This is a genomic window from Enterobacter sp. 186315 (assembly GCF_053290175.1).
In genome coordinates this window covers 62,873-86,040 of the sequence record NZ_JBPTTK010000014.1, presented here as the reverse complement: position 1 = coordinate 86,040, position 23,168 = coordinate 62,873, and the positions used below count along the sequence as shown (strand labels likewise).

Annotated in this window: 27 protein-coding genes; 8 read left to right on the top strand and 19 right to left on the bottom strand. The window is 58.8% G+C overall.

Annotated features, from left to right (window positions below; genetic code table 11):
- Nucleotides 1-10: 10 nt before the first annotated feature.
- From flgK to flgB, 10 genes are read right to left on the bottom strand one after another with little or no spacing between them, the layout of a single operon-like run.
- Nucleotides 11-1,381 (bottom strand): flagellar hook-associated protein FlgK, encoded by a 1,371-nt coding sequence (gene flgK, locus ACSVHP_RS16050; RefSeq protein WP_234674821.1) that lies wholly within the window; start codon nucleotides 1,379-1,381, stop codon nucleotides 11-13.
- 3 nt (nucleotides 1,382-1,384) lie between these two features.
- Complete coding sequence (locus tag ACSVHP_RS16045; RefSeq protein ID WP_417315191.1) at nucleotides 1,385-1,777, bottom strand: rod-binding protein; 393 nt, start codon at nucleotides 1,775-1,777, stop codon at nucleotides 1,385-1,387.
- Nucleotides 1,778-1,786: 9 nt separating this feature from the next.
- A complete protein-coding gene (locus ACSVHP_RS16040; protein WP_234674823.1) occupies nucleotides 1,787-2,878 on the bottom strand; it encodes a flagellar basal body P-ring protein FlgI in 1,092 nt (363 codons plus the stop codon).
- Between the two features lie 11 nt (nucleotides 2,879-2,889).
- Nucleotides 2,890-3,555 carry a flagellar basal body L-ring protein FlgH gene (flgH, locus tag ACSVHP_RS16035; protein ID WP_234674824.1) on the bottom strand — a complete coding sequence of 222 codons (666 nt, stop codon included), beginning with the start codon at nucleotides 3,553-3,555 and terminating at the stop codon, nucleotides 2,890-2,892.
- A gap of 24 nt (nucleotides 3,556-3,579) precedes the next feature.
- Nucleotides 3,580-4,365: a flagellar basal-body rod protein FlgG gene (gene flgG / locus ACSVHP_RS16030; RefSeq protein ID WP_234674825.1), complete on the bottom strand. Its 786-nt coding sequence runs from the start codon at nucleotides 4,363-4,365 to the stop codon at nucleotides 3,580-3,582.
- A gap of 17 nt (nucleotides 4,366-4,382) precedes the next feature.
- Entirely contained in the window at nucleotides 4,383-5,114 is a 732-nt protein-coding gene (locus tag ACSVHP_RS16025) for a flagellar basal body rod protein FlgF (RefSeq protein ID WP_417315188.1), read from the bottom strand.
- A complete protein-coding gene (gene flgE, locus ACSVHP_RS16020; RefSeq protein ID WP_417315187.1) occupies nucleotides 5,114-6,301 on the bottom strand; it encodes a flagellar hook protein FlgE in 1,188 nt (395 codons plus the stop codon). The genes ACSVHP_RS16025 and flgE overlap by 1 nt, the downstream gene beginning before the upstream one ends.
- Before the next feature lie 12 nt (nucleotides 6,302-6,313).
- Nucleotides 6,314-7,009: a flagellar hook assembly protein FlgD gene (gene flgD, locus ACSVHP_RS16015; RefSeq protein WP_447552416.1), complete on the bottom strand. Its 696-nt coding sequence runs from the start codon at nucleotides 7,007-7,009 to the stop codon at nucleotides 6,314-6,316.
- Between the two features lie 3 nt (nucleotides 7,010-7,012).
- On the bottom strand, nucleotides 7,013-7,438 hold the full coding sequence (flgC, locus tag ACSVHP_RS16010; RefSeq protein ID WP_417315185.1) for a flagellar basal body rod protein FlgC: 426 nt from the start codon (nucleotides 7,436-7,438) through the stop codon (nucleotides 7,013-7,015).
- A gap of 19 nt (nucleotides 7,439-7,457) precedes the next feature.
- The gene (gene flgB / locus ACSVHP_RS16005; protein ID WP_234674829.1) at nucleotides 7,458-7,808 is read right to left on the bottom strand and encodes a flagellar basal body rod protein FlgB; all 351 of its coding nucleotides are present in this window, start codon (nucleotides 7,806-7,808) and stop codon (nucleotides 7,458-7,460) included.
- An 87-nt stretch (nucleotides 7,809-7,895) separates the two neighbouring features.
- On the opposite strand from flgB, the gene flgA reads away from it, so the two are divergent.
- The 5 genes from flgA (at nucleotide 7,896) to ACSVHP_RS15980 (ending at nucleotide 11,328) form a co-directional block, all read left to right on the top strand.
- Complete coding sequence (gene flgA / locus ACSVHP_RS16000; RefSeq protein ID WP_447552414.1) at nucleotides 7,896-8,681, top strand: flagellar basal body P-ring formation chaperone FlgA; 786 nt, start codon at nucleotides 7,896-7,898, stop codon at nucleotides 8,679-8,681.
- A gap of 130 nt (nucleotides 8,682-8,811) precedes the next feature.
- Nucleotides 8,812-9,084, top strand: a complete 273-nt coding sequence (flgM, locus tag ACSVHP_RS15995) for a flagellar biosynthesis anti-sigma factor FlgM (RefSeq protein WP_417315183.1) — start codon at nucleotides 8,812-8,814, stop codon at nucleotides 9,082-9,084.
- A 2-nt stretch (nucleotides 9,085-9,086) separates the two neighbouring features.
- Nucleotides 9,087-9,524, top strand: coding sequence for a flagellar export chaperone FlgN (gene flgN / locus ACSVHP_RS15990; protein ID WP_447552413.1), 438 nt, complete (start codon nucleotides 9,087-9,089; stop codon nucleotides 9,522-9,524).
- Nucleotides 9,525-9,526: 2 nt separating this feature from the next.
- Nucleotides 9,527-10,660 (top strand): capsular polysaccharide export protein, LipB/KpsS family, encoded by a 1,134-nt coding sequence (locus ACSVHP_RS15985; protein WP_447552412.1) that lies wholly within the window; start codon nucleotides 9,527-9,529, stop codon nucleotides 10,658-10,660.
- 5 nt (nucleotides 10,661-10,665) lie between these two features.
- Nucleotides 10,666-11,328: a glycosyltransferase family 25 protein gene (locus ACSVHP_RS15980; RefSeq protein WP_447552411.1), complete on the top strand. Its 663-nt coding sequence runs from the start codon at nucleotides 10,666-10,668 to the stop codon at nucleotides 11,326-11,328.
- A 361-nt stretch (nucleotides 11,329-11,689) separates the two neighbouring features.
- Here the strand turns inward: ACSVHP_RS15980 and ACSVHP_RS15975 are convergent, their stop codons facing one another.
- The 9 genes from ACSVHP_RS15975 to ACSVHP_RS15935 are packed head-to-tail and all read right to left on the bottom strand — an operon-like array spanning nucleotide 11,690 to nucleotide 20,662.
- A complete protein-coding gene (locus ACSVHP_RS15975) occupies nucleotides 11,690-12,628 on the bottom strand; it encodes a hypothetical protein (RefSeq protein ID WP_447552410.1) in 939 nt (312 codons plus the stop codon).
- A gap of 35 nt (nucleotides 12,629-12,663) precedes the next feature.
- Nucleotides 12,664-14,040 carry a glycosyltransferase family 2 protein gene (locus ACSVHP_RS15970; protein ID WP_447552409.1) on the bottom strand — a complete coding sequence of 459 codons (1,377 nt, stop codon included), beginning with the start codon at nucleotides 14,038-14,040 and terminating at the stop codon, nucleotides 12,664-12,666.
- Between the two features lies 1 nt (nucleotide 14,041).
- Nucleotides 14,042-14,485: a flagellar export protein FliJ gene (gene fliJ, locus ACSVHP_RS15965; RefSeq protein WP_417315762.1), complete on the bottom strand. Its 444-nt coding sequence runs from the start codon at nucleotides 14,483-14,485 to the stop codon at nucleotides 14,042-14,044.
- A 6-nt stretch (nucleotides 14,486-14,491) separates the two neighbouring features.
- Complete coding sequence (gene fliI, locus ACSVHP_RS15960) at nucleotides 14,492-15,811, bottom strand: flagellar protein export ATPase FliI (protein ID WP_447552408.1); 1,320 nt, start codon at nucleotides 15,809-15,811, stop codon at nucleotides 14,492-14,494.
- A complete protein-coding gene (gene fliH, locus ACSVHP_RS15955; RefSeq protein ID WP_447552407.1) occupies nucleotides 15,804-16,550 on the bottom strand; it encodes a flagellar assembly protein FliH in 747 nt (248 codons plus the stop codon). The genes fliI and fliH overlap by 8 nt, the downstream gene beginning before the upstream one ends.
- A gap of 3 nt (nucleotides 16,551-16,553) precedes the next feature.
- Complete coding sequence (locus ACSVHP_RS15950) at nucleotides 16,554-17,588, bottom strand: flagellar motor switch protein FliG (RefSeq protein WP_234674840.1); 1,035 nt, start codon at nucleotides 17,586-17,588, stop codon at nucleotides 16,554-16,556.
- Nucleotides 17,563-19,233 (bottom strand): flagellar basal-body MS-ring/collar protein FliF, encoded by a 1,671-nt coding sequence (gene fliF / locus ACSVHP_RS15945; RefSeq protein WP_447552406.1) that lies wholly within the window; start codon nucleotides 19,231-19,233, stop codon nucleotides 17,563-17,565. The genes ACSVHP_RS15950 and fliF overlap by 26 nt, the downstream gene beginning before the upstream one ends.
- Nucleotides 19,234-19,243: 10 nt before the next feature.
- Entirely contained in the window at nucleotides 19,244-19,609 is a 366-nt protein-coding gene (gene fliE, locus ACSVHP_RS15940) for a flagellar hook-basal body complex protein FliE (RefSeq protein WP_447552405.1), read from the bottom strand.
- Nucleotides 19,610-19,630: 21 nt separating this feature from the next.
- Nucleotides 19,631-20,662, bottom strand: coding sequence for a sigma-54 interaction domain-containing protein (locus ACSVHP_RS15935; RefSeq protein WP_234674843.1), 1,032 nt, complete (start codon nucleotides 20,660-20,662; stop codon nucleotides 19,631-19,633).
- A gap of 480 nt (nucleotides 20,663-21,142) precedes the next feature.
- On the opposite strand from ACSVHP_RS15935, the gene ACSVHP_RS15930 reads away from it, so the two are divergent.
- From ACSVHP_RS15930 to fliP, 3 genes are read left to right on the top strand one after another with little or no spacing between them, the layout of a single operon-like run.
- Nucleotides 21,143-22,024: a FliM/FliN family flagellar motor switch protein gene (locus ACSVHP_RS15930; protein WP_447552404.1), complete on the top strand. Its 882-nt coding sequence runs from the start codon at nucleotides 21,143-21,145 to the stop codon at nucleotides 22,022-22,024.
- Nucleotides 22,017-22,418 (top strand): FliM/FliN family flagellar motor switch protein, encoded by a 402-nt coding sequence (locus ACSVHP_RS15925; protein WP_234674845.1) that lies wholly within the window; start codon nucleotides 22,017-22,019, stop codon nucleotides 22,416-22,418. Before ACSVHP_RS15930 ends, ACSVHP_RS15925 begins: the two co-directional genes overlap by 8 nt.
- A complete protein-coding gene (fliP, locus tag ACSVHP_RS15920) occupies nucleotides 22,415-23,167 on the top strand; it encodes a flagellar type III secretion system pore protein FliP (RefSeq protein ID WP_447552403.1) in 753 nt (250 codons plus the stop codon). The genes ACSVHP_RS15925 and fliP overlap by 4 nt, the downstream gene beginning before the upstream one ends.
- Nucleotide 23,168: the final 1 nt, after the last annotated feature.

Genomic DNA, 23,168 nt, shown 5'->3' with positions numbered 1-23,168 from the left:
TTAACGCCGGTTAAAACAGGCCTAACAGGTCGTTGAAAATCTGGTTGCCGGTCGCAATGACCTTCACGTTGGACTGATAGGCCTGCATGTAGACCTGCAAATTGATCGCCTCTTCGTCCTGGTTGACGGAGCTGAGATTGTTGCGCTGAAGCTGGGCCTGGTCGAACACCCCCTGCGCCGCCTCCAGCTCGCTCTGGGATTTTTTGCTGGCGATCCCCACGTTGGAGATGATCGCCGCCGCCCCTTCGTTGAGGCTCATATTGCCCATGCCGCCGATATCAACCTTCTTGTTTTTCAGCGCGATCAGCAGCTCCAGGTTGTCGCCGTTGCCCTGCTCGTCTTTAGCGCCAGAAAGCGCCAGCTCGTCCGGCTTGAGATCGTTAACCTGCAAAATCCCGTTCGGGTTGGTCAGGTCGAAGGTGAACAGCGGCTTGCCGCTATTGCCGTTCTTGTCAAAGCCCTGCGCCAGCTGGTCGTTGAACAGGTTAGCGACCGCTTCCGCCATCCCCTGCACGGAGGCCTGCATCTCGGCTAAATCGCCGGTTTCGTAGTCGTACAGCGCCCCCAGCTGCCCGCCCGTGGACGGGTTCAGGGAGAAGGTGGTGTTGGAGAAGTTCAGGCTCAGCACCGGATTACCGCTGCCGTCCAGGCTGCTGCTTAGCTCGCCCGCCACTTTACCGCTGACCAGTGGCTGACCGTTTTTCATCGACACGGAGTAGCTGCCGGTGCTGTCTTCCGTCACCTTCACGTCGGTATAGGTGCTGAGCTGTTTCACCAGCTCATCGCGCTGGTCGCGCAGCACGTTGCTGTTACCGCCCGTGGAATCCATCTCCATGATTTTCTTGTTGTAGTCGGCGATCCCGGCGGTCAGGCTGTTGATCTGCCCCACCATGGTGTCGCGCTGATTGGAAATGGCGTTTTTCTGGGTGTTAATAAAGTCGTTCATGCTGTTGAAGCGGGTCGCCAGAGAGTCGGCCTGGTTCAGCAGCTGCTGGCGGTTGGCTTCGCTTTCCGGCTCTTTCGTCAGGGCGCTGAGCGCCGAGAAGAAATCATCCAGCCCGGTGCCGAGGCTGGTGGAATCAGTGCCGATCACCTTCTCCAGCGAGCCGAGATACTGGTTGTTGATGCCGTAATAGTTGGCTTTGCTGTTGCTCTGCCACACCTGGTTAGTCAGATACTGATCGGAGATGCGGCGGATGCTGTCGACCTGAACCCCGGCCCCTGCCGACATCCCGCCGCTGCCCATCGTCACTACCGAGCTTTGAATAATGCCCTGACGGCTATAGCCCGGCGTCAGCACGTTTGAGATGTTCATGGAGGTCACGCTCATCCCGAACTGCGCCGCCTGTAGGCCGCTCCAGGCAATGTTGATCATGTTCATCGTTTACTCCTGCCCACGGCGCATCACCGGCACGACGGGGGGCGTTAATTGCTGAGGTTGTTCCTGTAAAGCGACCAAACCCTGCGTATTCTTAAGCGCCGGGCTATCCTGCGGGCCAAGCTGGGTGATAATCATCTGCGCAATCCCGGTGCTGCGCTGGGAGGCGAGCTGCGAGGTGAGCTTGTCGTCGTAAAACTCCTGCATCATGCGCTGCTGCTTGCTGTCGAACGGGTTATCGTCCACCAGCGCCTGCGAGGCTTTACGCATCTCTTTCATCAGCGAGCGCAGGAACATGGCTTCAAACTGCTCGGCGGCCTGCTCCAGATTTTGCGGCTTCACCTGCCCGGTCATGTCGCCGGGCAGGGTGGTCATTTTTGACGTAATAGCGTCTAACATCGCGGCTCCTTAAATCACCACCAGTTCGGCATCCAGCGCCCCGGCTTCGTGCAGCGCCTGGAGGATCGCCATAGTGTCATCCGGCGACGCGCCGAGGCTGTTCAGCGTATTTACAATGCTGCGCAGGCTGGTTCCGGCGGCCACCGTCACCATCTGACCGCGACCGCGATCCACGCTCACGTCGCTCTCCGGCGTGACCACGGTACGCCCCTGGCTGAACGCGCCCGGCTGGCTGACGTTAGAAGATTCACGAATGGTCACCGTCAGGTTGCCGTGGGAGACCGCCGCCGCGTGAACCACCACGCCGTCGCCAATCACCACCGTGCCGGTACGGGCGTTAAACACCACGCGCGGCGGCTGCTTCCCGGCGTTGATCTGCACGTCTTCCAGCATCGACATAAACGCCACCCGCTCCCCGGCGGACTGCGGCGCATTCACCACCACGTTGGTGGCGTTTTGCGCCGTGGCGGTGCCGTAGCCAAACGCGTTGTTGAGCGCCACGGCCACGCTGTTCGCGGTTTTAAAGCTCGGGCGCTTGAGGTTTAAAATCACCTGGCTGTTCTGCTGGAAGTCGGTCGGAATTTCGCGCTCAACCGAGCCGCCGTTCGGCACGCGGCCCACGGTCGGGGTGTTAATGGTGACGCTGGAGCCGCTGTTGCCTTCGGCCTTCACGCCGCCAACCACCACGTTCCCCTGCGCCAGCGCGTAGACTTCGCCGTCTGCCCCGCGCAGCTGGGTCAGCAGCAGGGTGCCGCCGCGCAGGCTTTTCGCATCGCCTATGGACGACACGGTGACGTCAATCGCCTGACCGCGCGCGTAGCCCGGCGGCAGGGTGGCGCTGATGGCGACGGCCGCCACGTTCTTCACCTTCGGATCGATTTTGGTCGGCAGCTGGACGCCAAACTGGCGCAGCATGTTGGTGACGGACTGGCTGGTGAATTTCACCTGGTTTTTATCGCCCGTGCCGTCAAGGCCTACGACGAGGCTGTAGCCCACCAGCTGATTACCGCGAACGCCCTGGATATCCACCACGTTCCCCAGACGTTCCGCCATCGCCCCGCTGGTCCACAGGAGCATCAGAAATAGCGTGATTTTTCGCATGACAGACTCCATTAAATCGGGAACAGCGGATGGTTGAAGAAGCGGGTCAGCCAGCCTGCGGAGTTGGCATCGCTCAGCGCGCCGCGTCCCGCGTAGGAGATACGCGCGTTGGCGATGCGCTGGGAAGAGATGGAGTTGTCACGCTCAATATCTTCGGCACGCACCAGCCCGGTGACGCGCATGTACTCGTCGCCCTGGTTGAGGGTCAGCCACTTCTCGCCGCGCACGGCCAGCACGCCGTTCGGCAGCACCTTATAGACCGCAACGGTGATGGCACCACGCAGGCTGTTCTGCTGCTGCGAGGTGGCATTACCGTTGAAGTTGCGGTTGCCGTCGATGGAGCCCGCCAGCTTGTCCACGGAATGGCCGAAGGCCTCCGGAATGCCGATAGACACATCGTTTTTCTTACCGAAATTGGTGCGCGCCTGTTTGCTCGCCTGGGTGGACTCATCCAGCTTGACGGTCAGAATGTCGCCCACCCGGTAGGCGCGGCGATCCTGGGTCAGGGACCAGTTATAGTTGGCGTTATACAGACCGCCGCCCTGCACCTGGGCGGGCGGCATCGCAAAATCTTCCGGCGGCGCATAGGCCGCGTCGTCTTTATGTACCAGCAGCGCCGGGCTTTCACACCCGGCCAGCAGCAGTACAACTAAGCCGATAACACACTGCTTTTTCATTTTCTGTTCACTTCACTTCACGCATCACATCTGCTGCGTGACAAACTTCATCATGTCGTCCGCGGCTGAGACCATTTTGGCGTTCATCTCATAGGCGCGCTGGACGGTAATCATATCGACCATCTCTTCCACCACCTGAACGTTGGAGCCTTCCAGCGACCCCTGCTCAAGCTGACCGAAAGCCTCTTCACCGGCGACGCCCTCCACCGCTTCGCCGCTGGCAGCGGTTTCGCGATACAGGTTGCCGCCGATGGCTTCCAGCCCGGCCGGATTGACGAAATTCACCAGGGTGATCTGCCCCAGCTCAACCGGCTCGGTCTCCCCGGCAACGGTGGCGGTGACGGTGCCGTCTTTGCCGATCTGGATATCCTTCACGTTGTCCGGCAGCTCAATCTGCGGCACCAGCGGCAGCCCCTGGGCGTTGGTCAGCAGGCCGTCCGGGTTCTTCTGGAAATTCCCCGCGCGGGTGTAGGCAATATCCCCGTCGCTGGTTTCCACCTGGAAGAAGCCCTGTCCGGTGATTGCCACGTCGAGCTTCTGCCCGGTGTTCTGGATGTTTCCGGTAGAGAACTCTTTCTGCGTGCCGACAATTTTCACCCCGGTCCCGAACTGGATTCCGGTCGGCGAGGTGTTGTTCTGGTCAAGCTGACCGCCCGGCGTGCGCTGATTCTGATAGAACAGATCGGCGAACATCACGCGGTCGCGCTTAAACCCGGTGGTGTTAACGTTCGCCAGGTTGTTGGAGATGGCGCTCATCTTCGCGTCTTGCGCGGCAAGGCCGGTTTTACTGATCCATAAAGCGGGATTCATCGTTATTCCTTACTCAATCAGGTATTGCGCAGCAGGCGGTTGCCCGCCGTGGCGAGATCTTCCGCCGCCTTCATCATCTTGATCTGCGCCTCAAACTGGCGGTTCAGCGCGATGCTCGCCACCATCTCGTTGATGGCGGATACGTTGGAGCTTTCAAGATGTCCCGACACCAGCTCAACCTCTTCGGTACGTGGGTTTACGTTGGCATTCGTCATCATGAACCCGGCGCTGTTTTTGCTGAGCTGGGAGGCGGGAATGTCCACCAGCTTGATGCGATCGACGTCCATCGGCGCCGCCACGTTGCCGTCGTCCGGCACGATGGAGATCACCCCGTCATCGGCAATGGTGATGGACGAAAACGGCGGCAGGACGATCGGGCCGTTATCCCCGGCGACCGGAAGGCCGTCGATGGTCAAATCGCCCTCTGGCCCCACCTCAATCTGCCCGTTACGGGTGTAGACCTCGCGGTTGCCGCTCACCAGCGCAATCAGGCCGCTGCCTTTGATCGCCACGTCCAGATCGCGCCCGGTATCGCGCGTTGCGCCCGGCGTGAGGTCCACCCCGCCCTGCTGCTGCTGCACCAGAAAACGGGAGGCGTAACCCTCCCCCGAAACTTGCTGCGACAGGGCGTTATCCAGATCGTGACGGAACCCCTGGGTGTTCACGTTTGCCAGGTTATTGGCGTGGATCTGCTGCTGCGAGAGGCTGCGCGCCGCGCCGCTCACGGCGGTATAAATCAAGTGATCCATTAGACCGCCTGGAACAGCGCCGTCATCATGCTGTCGTTGGTGCTGATGACTTTGGTGTTGGCCTGATAGTTACGCTGGGCGGTCATCAGCCCGACCAGCTCGGCGGTCAGGTCTACGTTGGAGCCTTCAAGCGTATTGGAGCTGAGCGCGCCCAGCAGACCGGTGCCCGGCGTCCCGGTCAGCGGCGCGCCGGAGCTGGCGGTTTGCGTCCAGGTGGTGCCGTTTTCCGACGAAAGGCCGTTCGGGTTAGCGAAGGTCGCGAGAACCACCTGGCCCTGCAACAGACGCTCGCCGTTAGAGAAGGTGGCGTACACGCTACCGTCTTTGTCGATGGTCTGGCCGGTACGTTCCCCGGAGGCATAGCCGTTGCCGTTTTTCTTGCTGACGGAAAAATCAGAGCCAAACTGGGTGGTGCCGCTGTAGTTCAGGGCGATATCGATGGATTCCGCGCCCGTGATATCAGCGGACAGGTTGATGGCGCCGTTAGGCTCCTGCAACACGCCCTGCTCGGTGAAGGTCATCTTCTGGGTGGTGTTCAGCTTCTGATCGTCCATGTAGTAATGGACTTCCCACTCGTTATCTGCGGTTTTGACGAAGTACTGCTTCAGGGTATGTTCACGGCCGAGAGAGTCATACACCTGGGTGGCGTCGGTGTGGTTATAGGAGGATTCGTCCTGTGGATCGAAGGTGGTGGTCTTCGGCAGCGCTTCGTTGGCGTTGAGGTTCGCCGCGAAGTCGAGCGTGCTGGTTGCTTTCGCAGGAATAGAGCCGCTGCTGATGGTCAGGTTGCCCACCGTCCCGCTCTGAATGGTGCCGTTTGGCCCCACCGGATAGCCTTGCAGATACATGCCCTGGTTGTTAATCAGGTTGCCGAGGCTGTCGGTCTGCATGTAGCCCGCACGGGTATAGGCGGTGGTGCCGGTGCTGTCACGCATCACGAAAAAGCCGTCGCCGTTGATCGCCAGATCGAGGCTGTTGGCAGAGGAAAAGATACTTCCGCTTTTGGAAATACTCTGTGCGACGCCGGTAACGCCCACGCCCAGCGGCTGGCCTTCTGCATACATGGACGCAAACTCGGCGCGGCCGGACTTAAAGCCCACGGTGCCGGAGTTGGCAATGTTGTTAGAGATCGCGCCCAGCTGCTGGTTAATGGCATTCAAGCCCGAAATTGCAATATCAAAGCTCATAGTGATTCCTGATTAACTCATTAGTCCCTTAGGGGTGTTGTTACTCGACTGCCCAAACTGCGTAATATTGTTGTAAGCCACTTCCCCGATGCCGGTGATGTTCAGCACCGTCGCGCTGCCGTCGAGCGGGATGCGCACGTTGCTGACCACGCCGCCGACCTCAACGGGCACCGAGCTCTCTTCGGTATCGGTGACCACCGACAGGGTGTAGGTGCCCTCTTTCAGCCCCAGCGCTTCCGGGTCGATGTTGAAATCCACCGTCCCTTTTTCCTGCTTGCCCAGCTCGATTTTGGTTTCAGTGCCGCTTTCGTCTTTCACCACCACGGTGACGGTGTTGGCGGCGTGATCCAGCGTCAGACGCCCGTCAATGGTGGTACTGCCGTCGGTTTTCACCGTGTCGGTCTGGACCATCACTTTTTGCCCTACCAGGTTGCCCGTGGAGAGGGTCTGGAGGTTGTCCATCAGCACGGCGTTGTTCGCCATCAGCTTTGACATGGTTTCCATCGACTGCACCTGGGTCAGCTGCGCGAGCTGGCCGACGTACTCGGTGCCGTCGGTCGGGTTGAGCGGATCCTGGTTCTGGATCTGCGCCACCAGAAGCTGCATAAACAGGTTGTTCATGCCCGCTGCGGTGTTGTCATTGGCCGATACGCTGCTGCTGTCGTACGTCGTGGTACCGGTTTGATTCGCTACGCCATTCACGCTCATGAATTACGCTTCTCCCAAACGCAGCAGGCTCTGCTGCATACTTTTCACATTGTTAAGAACGTCCACGTTGGTCTCGAAGTTACGCGACGCGGACATCATGTCGGCCATCTCTTCCACCACGTTGACGTCCGGATACCAGACGTACCCGTCGGCGTTCGCCATCGGGTGGTGCGGCTCATAGCGCTGCACGGCGCTGCCCGTTGAGACCACGTCCAGCACCTGCACGCGCGCGCCGGTCAGCGCCTTGTCGCTCATCAGCTGGTCGTTTTGATACACCGCCGCAAACACCGGGCGGCGCGCTTTATAGACATTCCCCTCATCCACCGCCGGGGTTTCGGCATTGGCGAGGTTACTGGCGATGGTGTTCAGCCGGACGGTTTGCGCCGTCATCGCCGAACCCGAAACGCGGTAAATATCGCTAAGAGCCATTTTTCATCACCTGATTCAATTACTTACCTTCAATCGCTTTTTTCAGGCCGGTAAATTTCATGTTTAAAAATGCCAGGCTCATCTGGTAGTCCTGCACATTTTTTGAAAACTCCGCCTGCTCCACATCCAGCGCGACGGTGTTACCGTCCGAGGAGGGTTGGTACGGCACGCGATACATCTCCTGCGGCGCCGCGTCGGGAAAGAAATCCCGCTGCGAACGTTGCATCTCCGCGGCAAAATCAATATCTTTAGCCTGGAAATTGGGGGTATCGACGTTAGCCAGATTTGCTGAAAGCAGTTCCGCCCTGGAAAGTCGAAGTGCTACAGCCTGCGGATGAACGCCCAATGCCTTATCAAAAGTAATACTCACCACTCACTCCTTTCTGATGCTGGACACCTGCGATAGTCCGTGTTGCTGCGACTTTTAAAGCAACTATCGTGCCAGGTTTGTAACATCATGAATTCAATTAGTTTTTCACTATTTCCCTGCCTGAAAGGGAAAGGTTTTTTCCGCATACGCGTTCCAGCGCTGCTGATGGCCGTTATTGCGCTGCCCGCGCTCGCCCAGCCCGCCCCTTCCACCGCGCGCAAGCAGGTCTCTGCCCGGGTGCAGCAGCAGGCGACGGAGGCGATCCGTCAGGAAGCGGAGCGTCAGCGCTGGGAGGATTACCAGGCGAAGCTGAACCTGTTTATCCCCTCTGAGATTTCCCAGTACGCACCGTGTCCCGCGCCGCTCGCCGTGAGCATGCCGGGCGGCGAGCGCCTGGATTTACGCCGCCTGCGTTTCGACGTGCGCTGCGACGCCGGCAGCGGCTGGGAGGTGGCGGTCACGGTGAAACCCGATATCTATTTGCAGGTACTGATGGCGAAAGAGACCCTGGAGCGCGGTCACGTGCTGGCGGCGAGCGATCTGACGCGCCGAAAATTCAATATCAGCAACCTGCGCGGCGGCTATATCACCCGCCCGGACGACGTGGTGGGGCTCACCCTCAAGCGCCGGGTGCGCGAGCTTCAGCCCATCAGCCAGAGCCAGCTTGATTCCCCGGTGATGGTTGAGCGCGGTCAGCGGGTGCTGATGGTGGCCGTTCAGGACGGCGTGGAGGCGCGAACGATGGGTATCGCCAGTAAAAAAGGGCGCAAAGGCGAGATGATTAAGGTGAAAAACGAGAGCAGCGAGCGTGAAGTGACCGCGATGGTGGTGGACATGGGCGTGGTCAGAACCGGCTATACCTCCGCCAGATAAAAAATGCGGCAGCGCTTAAGTTTTGTCTGCGATGCGCCGCTTTACCCTGGTAAGGCGTCAGGAAAGCGGTTTTCCGCTTGATATCGCCTGGCGAAAACAACCAATAAAAATCCGAAGAGGGAGTAGCGCGATGAAAGTGACGTCCACCCAGTATGCAATGACCAGCGCAGTGAATCAGGCCGCTTCCACGCCTCCTGCACGCGTGGCAGACGCTGACGAGATGAAAACCACCCGCACCGCCGCCATCGACCCCGTTCTTGGCGATGCGCAGACCCAGCTGGCCGCGCTGCCGGACGTCGACATGGCCCGCGTGAACAGCATGAAAGAGGCGATTGCGAGCGGCAAAATCAGCGTCGATATCGACTCGCTGGCCGGCGCAATCGAGAAATATTATCAGAGGTAACAATGAGTAACGCCGCACAGTGCGTAAAAATGCTGGTTCAGGGCATGGTGGAAGATCGTGACACCTATACGGCCCTGAAAAACCTGCTTGCCGATCAGCGCCAGTGGCTGATCGCCCGTGATGCCGCACAGCTTGATGTGCTCAATCCGCAGCTGATGTCCCTGTATGAGAAGCTGTCCCACAACAGCAAAACCCGTTACCAGCTGCTGACCCAGCTCGGTATCCCCGTCGGCGCGCCCGGCCTGCGCACCCTTTTTTCACGCCTTCCGGAACAGCATCAAAAACAGCTGAATACCCTCTGGGACGGCCTTGAACAGATTGCGGCCGAATGCAACGCGCTCAACGACAGCAACATTGCGGTACTGTCGATGCAGCAGGAGATCCTGCAAAACCTTCTCAATATTAGCGAGCCGGAGAACTGGCTTTACGAGCAGGTGTAGCCATGATCGGTTTTTACATGGAAACCATTGAGAACAGTCGGTTTTACTGCCGGGTCATCAATGGGCTACCCGTCAGCGAGCAGCAAAACATTATCGCCATCTCGCCCTGGCAGGAGATTACCGATGAGCTCCGTCAGCTTCTCCCTCATGCGCCTGTTTTGACGCTGAGTGAGGAAATCAGCCTCCCTACACCCGACGCGTTCCGTGAACAAAAGCCCGCCCTCTATTCCCGCATCGAACAGGATATCTACTGCTCACGCGAATATTTGATCCAGAAGCTGCCCTTCCGGCGCTGCTGGGATCTCTACCTGTATCTGCTGATCCAGCTGATGAATCAGCCGGAACTGGAGAGGCTCACCCGGACGATCCTCTGTTCGGGTAATGGTCTGGCGGAAAAGCCTGCGGCGCTGTTCTGCCAGCAAAAAGGCATCGCCACGCGCTATACCGAACTGGCTAATTTCCCGAATAAGGTGTTCATCGACCCCAAAGGCACTAACGCCCGGTCGGTACTCGCCGAACGGCCGGAATGCCTCGATTTACTGCCCGAGGTCTCAGACGAATTTCACGCGAACTGGATGGCCTATTACGAAGCCGAAAAACGCCAGCCCCCGCTTCAGGCGCGAAATAACCCCTGCACGCCGCTGATCGATGAAATATCCCAGGACAGGGTGCTGCCCGGCAAAAAAGGGTTTATTTTCCTGCCGCTACAGGTCTCTTACGATACCCAGCTCTGGCTGAACGCCGACCTGCGTAATCAGGAGGCGATCCTTCACGCCTGCCGCGCCGCCCGCCACGAGAAACGCCAACTGGTGGTAAAAATTCACCCGGCCGAAACGGCACCGGACGACCTGCTGAACATCGCGCGGCTCCAGCGGCAGCACGGTTTTTTGATTTCTCAGGAAAACACGCTGTCGCTTATTAACGCCGCCTCACGCGTCATCACCATTAACTCCACGGTCGGTATGGAAGCGATGCTTTACCATAAGCCGGTGGAGCTGCTTGGACGCGCTTTCTATCAGCATTTTGACCAGGCGCGGCTCAAGAAATATTTACACCACTATCTTTTTACCGGCGTCGAAGTCAGAGCGGATACCCCCATCTCTGAACAGACCGCCCGCGCCTTTTTGCGGCATTAAAATCTATGGAACGCATTCACTGGGAGGCTCTCCCGCATATTGTTTATATCAATCTGGCCCATCGGCGGGATCGTAACCTGCGGATGAAGCGCCATCTGCGCGAGCTTCACGCGCCGAAAGACCAGGTGATGCGCTTTGATGCAATCCAGGCCACGCCCGGCACCATCGGCTGCGTGAAGTCGCATATCGCGGTGCTGGAAATGGCGATGGAAAACGGCTGGGAAGAGGTGCTGATCCTGGAAGATGACTTCGTCTTTATGGCGAATGAAGAGAGCATCGCGAGGCTGAATCAGTGGCTGCGCACGCTCGCGACCATTAACTGGGACGTGGCATTTCTGGCCGCCAATTACCATCACGTCACGCCGCTAAAAAGCGTCGATTATCTTCTGCGGGTGAATCAGGCGTGGTGCTCATGCGCCTACCGGGTAAAGCGCCATTACTACCCGCACCTGTTACACAACCTTCGCCAGAGTTTGTTTGCGCTTGAGAGCGGTGGCGAGCCCCAACGCTTTGCGCTTGATGTTCACTGGTGGCAGCTGATGATGAAGGATTGCTGGCTGGGGCTTTATCCCTGTGCGGGCTATCAGGTGATGGATAAGAGTGATATTGAGGGGACCTGTGTGGATTACAGGCCGTTATTTTTTAAGCCTCTTGAGAGCATCGTGTAAATAGACGTTGAGTGTGGAACATACGGCTACTGTGGTCGTTCCGTTCACCTCACGTTCCTTGCTTCTCTGTCACCACAATACGTGTGAACGTGCCAGGGTGGCTCGCCGCCACCACCCTGGCGACCCGGGCTCCCGGCAAGAAAATCGCCGCTTCGCGGTTCCCTCAGCTTATTCCTTCAGGCTTTCGGGTCGGGCACCAGCCTGCATCCATGCAGGCTATGCCCTCTCGGCGCGTCCATGCGCCTCGACCCGGCCTTACGGAAACGCTTCGGCGATTTACAGCCGGACCAGGGCGTCGCGGCACGTTATTTATTGATATGAAAGAAATTTATCGCTTTACGAGATAAAAATGGCTCGCTTGTTAGATCAACGACAACCCACACAGCAGCGTGTAATCCGCCGTCGTTGCCTCGTTGCTCTCCGCACGCTGCGGCCTCTCCCACCCGTATAACGCGCTGAATAAGATAATAAAATCCTCTTCGCTCATCTGGCCGTTATCCTCAATCCATATCGCACACAGCATTCTCAGCTGGAAGAACTGCCCCGTGAGCGACTTCAGCGCGTCGCCGTAGTGCGCAAACGCCGTGCCCGGGAAGCCCTCGCTGTACAGGCGGTAGATCAGCAGGTTACGCAAAATGTGAGGCTGTTCCTCCAGCAGCGGGACGGATTTCGCCTCCAGCTCGCGCAGGCGATCCTGCAATCGTGCAGGCTGCATCACCGCCAGCTCGCTCAGCTTGAGCATGAACATCATCTTCTGCATCGGAGGGAGGTTCAGGTTCAGGCGCATCGTGCCCATCTCGCCCAGCGCGTGAACGCGGTTCACCTCAATCGGCGGCAGCAGGGAAAACTGCTCGTTTAAAATCCCGCCGTCGGCAAGCTGCGAAAGCTGCTCACCCATCGCCACCAGATGCTGCGCTTCGCACGCCTTTTCATCCACATCGCGCTGGGCTTTGCTCAGCAGTACGCCGATGGCGTAGAGGCTGCTTTGCAGGGTCAGCGCCGGGTGAACGGCCAGGTTGATGCACTGCTGATTAAGGGTTTCATTCCACAGATCGGCTCCGCGCGCCTCGTCAGAGGCCGCGTCCCCGCTGTGCAGCACAAAGGCTTCCGGGTTAAGCAGGATTTCACGCGCGGCGCTTTCACAGGCGGCGTTCAGGCTGTCGCGCTGCTGATTGCCAAGCGACATGCTGGTATGCGGCCAGTTCGCGGTGCCGGACTGGCAGCCCGGACAGGTGCAGGCGGCTTCGCGGGCGCGGAAGCGGACAACAAATTCAGGTTGGTAATGTTCAATCATTTCCATTCAAAGCGCTCCAGCCGCTGCAATGGCGGCGTTCATCATTGAAAATTTTTACGGAAAAACCAGTGGGTACAGTCTGTCGTCGCGCCACTCGTCGGGTCTTTTATTTCAGGTAAAAAGGCGAAGCTCGGCTGTAGGCCCAGCCAGCAGCGGGTCTGCATCTGCGCGGGCCAGCAGGCGTCCGGCGCGTCGGCCTGCCGATAGTGCGCCAGCAGCGTGGGGATATAGTCCCCGTTGACCGCATAGGCGCAGGCGCAGGCGCCCTCCAGCACGCGCACCACGCCGGGCAGCGAGTTCAGCGGCACAATGCTGTGGTAGCGCGCGCCCAGCAGGACCACCTGCCAGTCGATGTGCGGCAGGCGCGTCAGCAGCTGGTTGACCGTTTTGAGCGAGATCTCTTTGCGCACGAACTTTACGGACGCATCAAGGATGACGACGCTGCGCCACCCCTCGCGCAGCGCCCGTTCAAGCACCTCACAGTGCCTCTGCGCCTCGCTGTGATCTGGATTGGTTGCAACAGGCACCAGCTGGTTCTGCGCAAGTCCCAGCGCGGTCAGCGCCTGGGTCTGTGCGGCCAGCGCGTCTTCACGCTCCGGGTCGTACAGCACCGCCACCTTGTCAAAGATCTGCCACTCCACGGCGGCGCTCAGCGGCGCCTGGCTTAAGCGCCGGTAGTGGTTCAGCAGGTTCCGATCCGTGACGAAATCCTCCAGCGTCAGATCGACGGGCGTCGAGGAGCCGAGCACGAAATCTTTGTCGTAGGTATTGGCGCTGTGGGAGATACAGAGGATCGCCTGACGCGGATCGATCTGCTGGATGGGCGTGGTGAAGTTATTTAAAAACGCCTGCTCTTCCGCCAGCGTCGCCGTGTCTTCATAGCGGTGGTTTTTGAGGACGTTGCGGTGGTAGCCGAAGGTGCCGTTCAGCGCGTGGCGCTCGCCAAACGAATGGGTCTGGTAGATTTTATCCAGATGGCTGTACCAGATATAAATCGTATCGCTGCCGGAAAACAGGGCGTTGTTGCCCTGCATCGCCGCCACCTGCATGCTGATTTTGTCCGGCGGATAGTAATCATCATCGTCGAAGCAGATGATGTACTCCCCTTTCGCCATCTCGTTGAGCATGTTGCGCTTTTTACCCAAATCCAGCCGTTCCGGGCTGTGAACATAGCGCACCGTACAGACCGCCGGATCGACCATCATGGCGATCAGGTCTTCGTTGCTGGACGCGGAGTCATCCAGAATAATCAGCTCGCGCTTGTCCGCCGGGTAGTCCTGATACTGGAAGATATAGAGCAGATAGGGCAGAAACGCCCGGCGGTTCCAGGTGGGGCACACCACGCTGACAAACGGGGTAGCGTGCGTTTTTTTCTGCTGCTGGCGTTTGAGCAGCGTCTGCATCAGATTCGTCGTCATCTTATCGCTGCCGCTGCGCCTGCTGCTGGCGAAGCCAGCACTGGGCCGACATCGCATCCGTGGTTTTTTGATCGCGACGCGCGTCCGCCAGGCGCAGCGCGTCCCGGCGGTCCGTCAGCACCTGTTCCAGGCTTTTCTCCTTGCGCGACTCCGCCAGCAGGTTGCCCTGAAGCTTCTGCGCCTCGACGCTCGCCAGCGCCTGCTCCTGCTTTTGCCAGTCGATTACGCGCTGGATCTGGCGCTTATAGACCGACTGGTTGCAGAGCATCGTCGCCCCGCCCGGCAGCGCCTCAACCGGGCCGGAGACCAGGCTGGTCAGGGCGTGAATATTGTTTTCGAGGCGCTGGCACAGCTGCTGCTGAGACGCCAGCCGGGCGCTGAGATCCTTCACCGCGCGGTTGCGCATCTGGTGAAGGTGCTCGAGGGTATTAATGATTTTTTTCATCGTTCATCATCCTGCCTGAGCCAGTGCGTTCAGGTCGGCAATGGTTTTATCGAGCGGCGCCGCATCCTGCACTTCCTGCTGCAAAAAGCGGGTAATCGCCGGAGAGAGGTTGACCGCTTTATCCGCCAGCGGATCGGCGCCCGCCACGTAGCCGCCCAGCGGGATCAGCGGTTTAATGCTTTGATATTCAGCGTAAAGCTGCTTGAGGGTGCGGGCGGCGCGCTGGTGATCGCGCCCCGTCACCTGGCTCATGCAGCGGCTGATGGACTGGCCGATGTCGATGGCCGGATAGTGCCCGGCCTCCGCCAGATGGCGGGACAACACGATGTGTCCGTCCAGCACCGCACGGGCGCAGTCCACGATGGGGTCCTGCTGGTCGTCGCCTTCTGCCAGCACGGTGTAAATGGCGGTCATCGACCCCTGGCTCTCGCTGTTGCCCGCGCTCTCGACCAGCTTCGGGATCAGCCCAAACGCCGACGGCGGGTAGCCTTTGGTGGCGGGCGGTTCGCCCAGCGACAGGGCGATTTCACGCTGGGCCATCGCGTAACGGGTCAGGGAGTCCACCAGCAGCAGCACGTCTTTGCCCTTGTCGCGATAGTAGCTGGCAATGGTGTGGCAAAGTTCGGTGGCCTTGATGCGCATCAGCGGGGATTCATCGGCGGGCGCGGCGACAATCACCGATTTACGCCGTCCGGCCTCGCCCAGCGAGTGGTCGATAAACTCTTTCACTTCGCGCCCGCGCTCGCCAATCAGGCCCACCACCACCACTTCCGCCTGGGTGTAGCGGGTGATCATGCCGAGCAGGACGCTTTTGCCCACGCCGCTCCCCGCCATCAGCCCCACGCGCTGCCCTTTGCCGATGGTCAGCAGGCCGTTAATCGCCCGAACGCCCACGTCCAGCGGCGATTCCACGGGCTGGCGTTTAAGGGGATGCACCTGCGGCAGCTGCTGGGGCAGCACCGTGTCGCCGGTCAGCTTGCCCTGATCGTCAATCGGCTCGCCCAGGCCGTTCACCACGCGCCCGAGCCACTGGTCGCCAATCAGGACGCCGCTCTGCTTGTCCATCGGGAAGACGCGCGCCCCCGCCATCAGTCCGGCAGGCTGCTTGAAGGGCATTAAAAAGGTGACGTCGCGATCGAACCCGACCACCTGCGCCTCAATCAGTTCGCTCTCGCCCCCTTCCACCTGGCAGAGCTGCCCGACCGCCAGCCGACAGCCGACGCACTCAAGCAGGATCCCCGTCACGCGCACCAGCCGCCCGGCGACGCGCGCAAGGTTAATGTTTTCCAGCGAGCGCAGGACCTGCTCGAAGTCGGTATCACTCATCGTGAGTTCCCGGCAGAAGGTTGGCCTTCAGGGCGTCCATGCACTGATCGAGGCGGTGCTGGCAGCCCACGTCCATCTCGGTGGTGTTGGTGATCACCCGGCACTCGCCGGGCGGCAGATCCGGATCGGCGGTTAAGCCCCAGTGGATCGCTTTTTCCGGCTCCGCCTCGCTGATGCGCCGATGTTCATCGCTGTTCAGCAGGACTTTGACCTGCTCCGGCTGCTGCGGCAGGGCGCTGAGCGCCTCTTCCACCAGCGTGAGAAGCTGCGTGGGATGCAGGGTCAGCTCGCAGCGGATCACCTGGCGCGTGACCTTTTCTACCAGCTGCAACAGCTCCTCGCGGCGGCGCTGTTCATAGTTCGCCATGAAGGATTCCATCGAGGCGATAATGCTGTCCAGCGGATGCGCGGCGTCCAGAAACTGCTGGCGCGCCTGCACCTTGCCTTCAGACCGCCCGGTGCGCACCCCTTCGTCAAAGCCGAGGCGCAGCCCTTCCTGATATCCTTCGCTTTTGCCCTCTTCCAGACCCTGAGCAAAACCGCTGTTCAGCCCGTCCTGATAGCCCTGCTGAAACTGCGCCTGAAGCGCCGCGTCGTCCATGACCGCCACGGCGTCATCGGCCCGGTGCTGCGGCTGATGGCGCTTGCGCAGCGGTGGGAACTTGTGCAGGCGGGGTTTGATCACCGCCTGTCGGTTGGAGGTCAGCGCGCTCAGGGGCACGCTTTTTTTCGTGTACATGGGTTACTCCATGGTCTGCTCGGCGAAGAGCTGAACCTGAATTTCGCCCTCCTCCGCCAGCTGGCGCACCGTGGCCATGATCTCTTTACGCACGTGATCGACACGGCTCACCGGCACCGGGCCGAGGCGCGTGGTGGTGGATTGCAGCAGGGTGACCTGACGTTTTGGCATCACGTTGAAAATGGCCTGACGCAGCACCGGCTCGGTCCCTTTCAGCGCAATCGCCCACTCTTCAATGGCGATCTCTTCCATCAGACGTTGCAGGGTCGCCGGGGTCTGGCGGCTGAGGATGAAGAACTCGTACATCTCCTGCTCCAGCTCGTCCACCACGTCGGCATCGCGCTCGCGAAGCTGCTCCAGCAGCTGCTGCTGATTGCCCGGAATACGGTTGACGATGTTGGCCGCGTGTTTAATGCCGATAACCTTCGAGCCGTGCTCGGAGAGCACCGCCACGCCGCGCTCGATCAGCCGATCCAGCTCGTCTATCACGTCGCGGTTCACGTCATCCAGACGCGCGATGCGCCAGACGATTTCATCCTGACGCTCCTGGGAAAGCGCGCTGAGCACGCCAGCCGCCACGTCCGGCGGCAGGAAGGCCAGAAAGACCGCCTGAAGCTGAAGGTGCTCCTGTTCAATCAGGGCGGCGAGCTGCGGGACGTCCACCCATTGCAGGCGCGCCATGCGGTGGCGGATCTCGTCCCCGTAGATACCGTTAATCACGCTGCTGGCGATTTCACCGCCGAGCGCCTTCTCCAGAATGCCGCGCAGGTAGCTGCGCGACGCGCCGTTGATCCCGCTCTGCTCGCGGTAATCATCGAAGAAGTTGTTCATCGCGTGGCGGGCGTGATCGACCTTAATGCCGTGCAGACGCGCCATGGTGTCGCTCAGCAGGATCACCTCGTCGCGGTTCATCTTCTGCATCACCTTCGCCGCGGCCTCTTCGCCCACGCTGAGCAACAGAATGGCAGCCTGTTCCAGTCGGCTGCGCCCCGTTTTCACGCTACCTTTACTGCTATGATTTGCTGTCAGTTCGCTCATTGCTGTTGATCCATTGTTTCAGTACTTCGGCCATACGTTCAGTTTCGTTTTCGGCCAGCATTTGCAGGTATTCCACCTTGGTTTCCAGACCAGAACTTTGCGGCGGCAGCTCCTGATCCTCTTTAAACGCAGGTCCCGGCAGCCCGGTCAGCCCGGCTTCGGTTGCCACCAGATCGCTCTCAATCGCGTGGGTATCTTCGATGGCGACCAGCTCCGCCGGTTCACGACGCCCGTAGCGCTGGGCCAGCGGTCGCAGACCAAACAGCAGCGTAAGCAGAATCAACATGCCGATACCGCCGTTTTGTCCCCAGTACTGGATGTTCGGGTCTTGCCACCACTTCAGCTCCGGCAGGCCGTCCACGGTTCTTTCGACGAAGGCGAGCCTGTCGAGGGTCAGCGAATCGCCGCGCGTTTTTTCAATGCCCGCGGCATCTTCCACCAGCCGGGTCAGGGCGGTGAGCTGCTCGGGGGTCATGTTTGCCAGCGCGGGCGCCGCCTGGTTTAAGGCCACCGCCACGCGCAGTTTTTCCAGCTTGTAGCCAGGGTGACGGATATGGCGGATATCCCGGTCAAAGGCGTATTTACGCTGCTCCTGGCTGCGGCTGGAGAGCGACGACGGATTGCTGGTTTGCGTCTGGGTCTGCGCCGCCTGCGGGTTCGCCGCCATCGGCGGGGCCACCGGCTGCGCAGGCTGGTTAACCGGGCGGTTGCTCAGCGAGCCGGGAATGCCGATCGCCAGCTCGTTGGTGGTGTTCTCGCGCGAGATGTTTTCATCGCTGATCTGCGGCGCTTTGCCGAGCCGCTCCTGCGTTTCTTCCACGCTGCTCATGTCGACGCTTGGGGTCACGCTGATGCGGAAGTTCTCGCTGCCGAACAGCGGCGTAAGCAGCCCGGCAACGTTGCTGATGGTTTCATTCTTGATGCGCTCGATAACGTCGCGTCCCTGACGGATGCTCGCCATGTTGCTGCCGCCCTGCTGGCCGTTTTCCGACAGCAGATTTCCGGCCTGATCCACCACCCGCACGCTCGCCGCCTGAAGGCCGGGCACGCTGCCCGCCACCAGCTGCACGATGGCCGCCACCTGCTGCTCGTCGAGGTGCTTGCCGTAGTGCAGTTGCAGCATCACCGAGGCGCTGCTTTGCGGTTTGTTGGTCATCACAAAGGAGCTGGACTCGCTCAAGCCCAGGTGAACGCGCGCGTTCTCCACCGGATCCAGCGCCATAATGCTGCGCGCCAGCTCTCCTTCCAGGCTGCGCTTGTAGCGCACGTTCTGGACGAACTGGCTGCTGCCGAGCATCTCCTCTTTGTCCATCAGCTCGTAGCCGTCCGGCATCACGGCGGTAATGCCTTTTGCCGCCAGCGCCATGCGCGCCCGGGCTAGCTTGTCTTCGGGAATGAGGATCTGGCCGTTGTCCGGGTTGATGCGATAGGCGATAGACTCCGCCCCCAGCACCTCAACCACCTGCGCCACGGGGAGCTTCTCCTGGCTGCCGTACAGCGCCACGTAGCCCTGATTGCTGCGCCAGAGAGAGAACACGATGGCCCCGGTCAGCAGCACCGCACCGGCCGCAATCAGCCACTGCGGTTTCAGTCGACCCTGCGGCAGGGGTAACGCGGAAAACTTATCTTTTAACTTTGTCAGCACGAGGGAAACCTTACAGCGGAGTATTCATCACTTCGTCGAGCGCGGTGGTGAGTTTGTTACGCACCTGCATCATCGCGGAAAAGGCCACGCTGGCTTTTTGCGATTCAATCATCGCCCCGGCCAGATCGTCACTCTGGCCCAGCTCAATGGCCCGTTGTTTTGCCCCTGCGGCGTGCTGCATCGCATCAACGTTGTCGATAGCAGAATTCAGGACCTGCGAAAAAGAGGGTTGATTCGCCCCGCTGACGCCTGCAAAGACGCTTCCCGGTGCGATGGTGTTCAGCGTGCCGGACGAGGCAGCGGCAGCCGTGTTGTGCAGTCGGTCCAGCATGGCCTGCTGGCTGGCCTGCAACCCGATGGCGGTAATGTTATCCATAGCGTTATTCTCTGACGTGCGTTACGAGTAGCATTCGATATCGATACCTTCCTCGCGCATTGAGGCGAGTCGGTAGCGTAAAGCACGCGGTGTGATCCCCAGGAAAGCGGCCGTTTTGGACTTATTGCCGTTGTGGCGCTTCAGCAGCTCGATGATGTACTGGTACTCCGCCATCCGGCCGTGGTGTTTGACGTTATCAATCGCCGACGGCGTGGCCTGATGTTCGCGGTAGGCGGGCATCAGATCGACCGCCGCGACCGGCGGCAGCGGGGTAGAAACGGGCAGACCAAAGTCCTTCGCGGCGATCTCTTCCCCGTTGCTCAAAATCATGCCGCGCTGGATGACGTTTTCCAGCTCGCGCACGTTGCCGGGCCAGTCGTAGGCCAGCAGCGCGTGGCGAGCCTCGTCGCTTAAGCGGATATTGCCTTTGTGGAAGGCTTTATATTTGGCGATAAAGCGCAGCGCCATCGGGATAATATCCGCGCGACGTTCACGCAGCGGGGTAATATGAATAGGCACCACGGAAATACGGTAAAACAGATCCTGACGGAATCGCCCTTCGGCAATTTCCTGCTGCAAATCTTTATTGGTGGAGGCCACCAGGCGAATATCCAGCGGGATTTTTTTATGGCTGCCCAGGCGTTCGACTTCCTGCTCCTGCAAGACGCGTAATAATTTCGCCTGCAAGGCGAGAGGCATATCGCCAATTTCATCTAATAACAGCGTGCCGCCGTTCGCCTGCTCAAACTTTCCGGCAACGCCGGTAACTGCCCCGGTAAATGCGCCCTTTTCATAACCGAATAATACGGCCTCCAGCATACTTTCCGGAATGGCGGCACAGTTCACCCCGACATAGGGCGCATCGCTCCCTAATGCATTTTCGTGGATGTAACGCGACACACACTCTTTGCCTGTACCTGTCTCACCTGTAATAAGTACCGATACATTATATTTAGCAACACGGCGAGCTAATGAAAATACATTTACGCTTTCTGGCGCATTGGCAACAAATCCATTTTCATTACGGACTTCATGTTCAATAACAATACTCATAACAACTCACCAACATTTAAGCTAATTGTTAGCTGAAGCGCATACAGGCCCGATACGCCATTGCTAGCGCATATATAGCGGCACGTATTCGATATGGAATAGTTGAATTAACGGCACGTCTTAATGGCGCGGAAATTCATGACTTTCGCGCATTATAGCCAGCCCTTAAGAATTGTCTTGTTTTTAATGGGTATTAAAATCTTAAGCCATATATATCAGTAGTTTACAGAAAATATTAATGATGATTAATCGTCCTGAAATAACGAATTAATAATCCCCTGCGTATTGATTACGCGCGTTAAACAGCGTCTAATTCCTGTCCCTGATAAAGTCCCCGGCATCGGGGCGATGTGAACAGGTAAACCAACTCACTTGCAAAGCGACACGGTTAAACAGAACTTAAATATTTTTTTGCCCCTGCGCTAAATTTCTTATTACTGATGGAATTTGCCCGGAGGCGATCGTTATGCGGAAGACCCTATGTCAGCAGCTCCTCAGAGAATAAAAATCTACCAGCGTCAGGCACTCCCCGATATGGTAAAGCTCGACGTGAGCAAGCTCGGGCGCCCCTGGCATAAGCTGCCTAAATTAATGAACGACAGCTTTGATATATTTGACGCAAGGCTAAGTATTTATTTCATTAAAAAACTTCGCGTTAACGTTTCTTTAAAATCGATGTCGTTTGCCATCGATCAGAACTATAAAAATACGCAGCTATTTTCAACCCCCTTCGGTTCAATCGCCTTTAGCATTGAACGCGCGCTGCTATTACAGATCCTCCACGATTATTACGGGCTGGGAAAAGAGAGCCGTAATAAGTCGCTGGACGTGGATCAGCCGATCACCAAAACCGAAGACCGCCTGAAAAATAAAATTGGTCTGGATCTGACCCGACTGCTGATTGATAAAGCGATATTTGGTCAGGACGTTGAGATTAAAAGCGATAACACCACGGTGATTAACCAGTGGGCATGGTGCGTGACCTTCATGCTGGAAGGCTATGACGAGGGCAGTTTTACCCTGCTCTTTGATAACGCCCACGTCGACCAGATGCTCGCCACGCTGCGCTCGCCCGAAAGCAATCCGCAGGCCAGCCGTCAGGCGTCGCCCACGCCGCCGCAGATTGAACGCCTGTTTTACAGCATGCCGCTGAAGTTCAGCGGCCATGTCGCCAGCCTGAATTTAACCGTCGCCCAGCTCGCGAAGATCCGCCCCGGCGACATTATCCCGGTCAATATTAACGAAAGCATTCCGGTTTATATCGGTAAAGAACAGATTTTTGACGCCAGAATCGCAGAAGATCGCGGCAAATTATTACTCTGTGAATTTAATGACAGAACCATCGAGAAGCCTTATGAGTGATCAGCAACAAGACCTGAGCCAGTCCCTGGATTTTGGCGACCTGAATCTCGGCGAAATGCCGCGTGAAGAGACCGTTGAGGGCAATATCCGTCTGGATTTGCAGGCGGAGCCTGAAACCTCTACGGGTATTGACGACCTGCGCAAAATGGCGCTGTTTAGCCGCATCCCGGTGACGCTGACGCTGGAGGTGGCCTCCGTTGAGGTGTCGCTGGCGGACCTGCTTAACGTGGGGCACGACTCCGTCATTGAGCTGGACAAAATGGCCGGCGAGCCGCTGGACATCAAGGTCAACGGCATTCTGTTTGGCAAAGCGGAAGCGGTAGTGCTGAACGATAAGTACGGCCTGCGCATTCTGGAGTTCAACAGCAAAGAGCTGGGCGAGCTGACGCCATGATCTCCCGCCTTCGCACCGCGCTGCCCTGGCTTCTGCTCGGCGGCCTGCTTGTCTCTCCGCAGCTGCTGGCCGCCAACGGCGACATCACGCTGTTTAGCTCCGCCGCCACCGAGGGCGGGCAGGATTACAACGTCAAAATTGAGATCCTGATCCTGATGACCCTGCTGGGTCTGCTGCCGGTGATGCTGATGATGATGACCTGCTTTACGCGCTTCATTATCGTGCTGGCGATTTTGCGCCAGGCGCTGGGGCTGCAACAAAGCCCGCCGAACAAAATCCTGACCGGCATTGCGCTGGCGCTCACCCTGCTGGTGATGCGCCCGGTGTGGACCACCATCTATCAGGATGCCATCGTGCCGTTTCAGAATGACGAAATCACCATGAAGCAGGCATTTGGCAAGGCGGAAACCCCGCTCAAGCACTTTATGCTGGCGCAAACCAGCAACAAAGCGATGTCGCAGATGATGACCATCGCGGGCGTGACGGGTGAGCCAAAAGAGCAGGATTTGACCGTCGTAACCCCGGCGTATCTGCTGAGCGAGCTGAAAACCGCGTTCCAGATAGGCTTTATGATCTACATCCCCTTCCTGGTGATTGACCTGATTGTCGCCAGTATTTTGATGGCAATGGGGATGATGATGCTGTCGCCGCTGATTGTCTCGCTGCCCTTCAAGCTGATGCTGTTTGTGCTGTGCGACGGCTGGACGCTGATCGTCGGGACGCTCACCTCAAGCGTGCAGGGGCTATAGC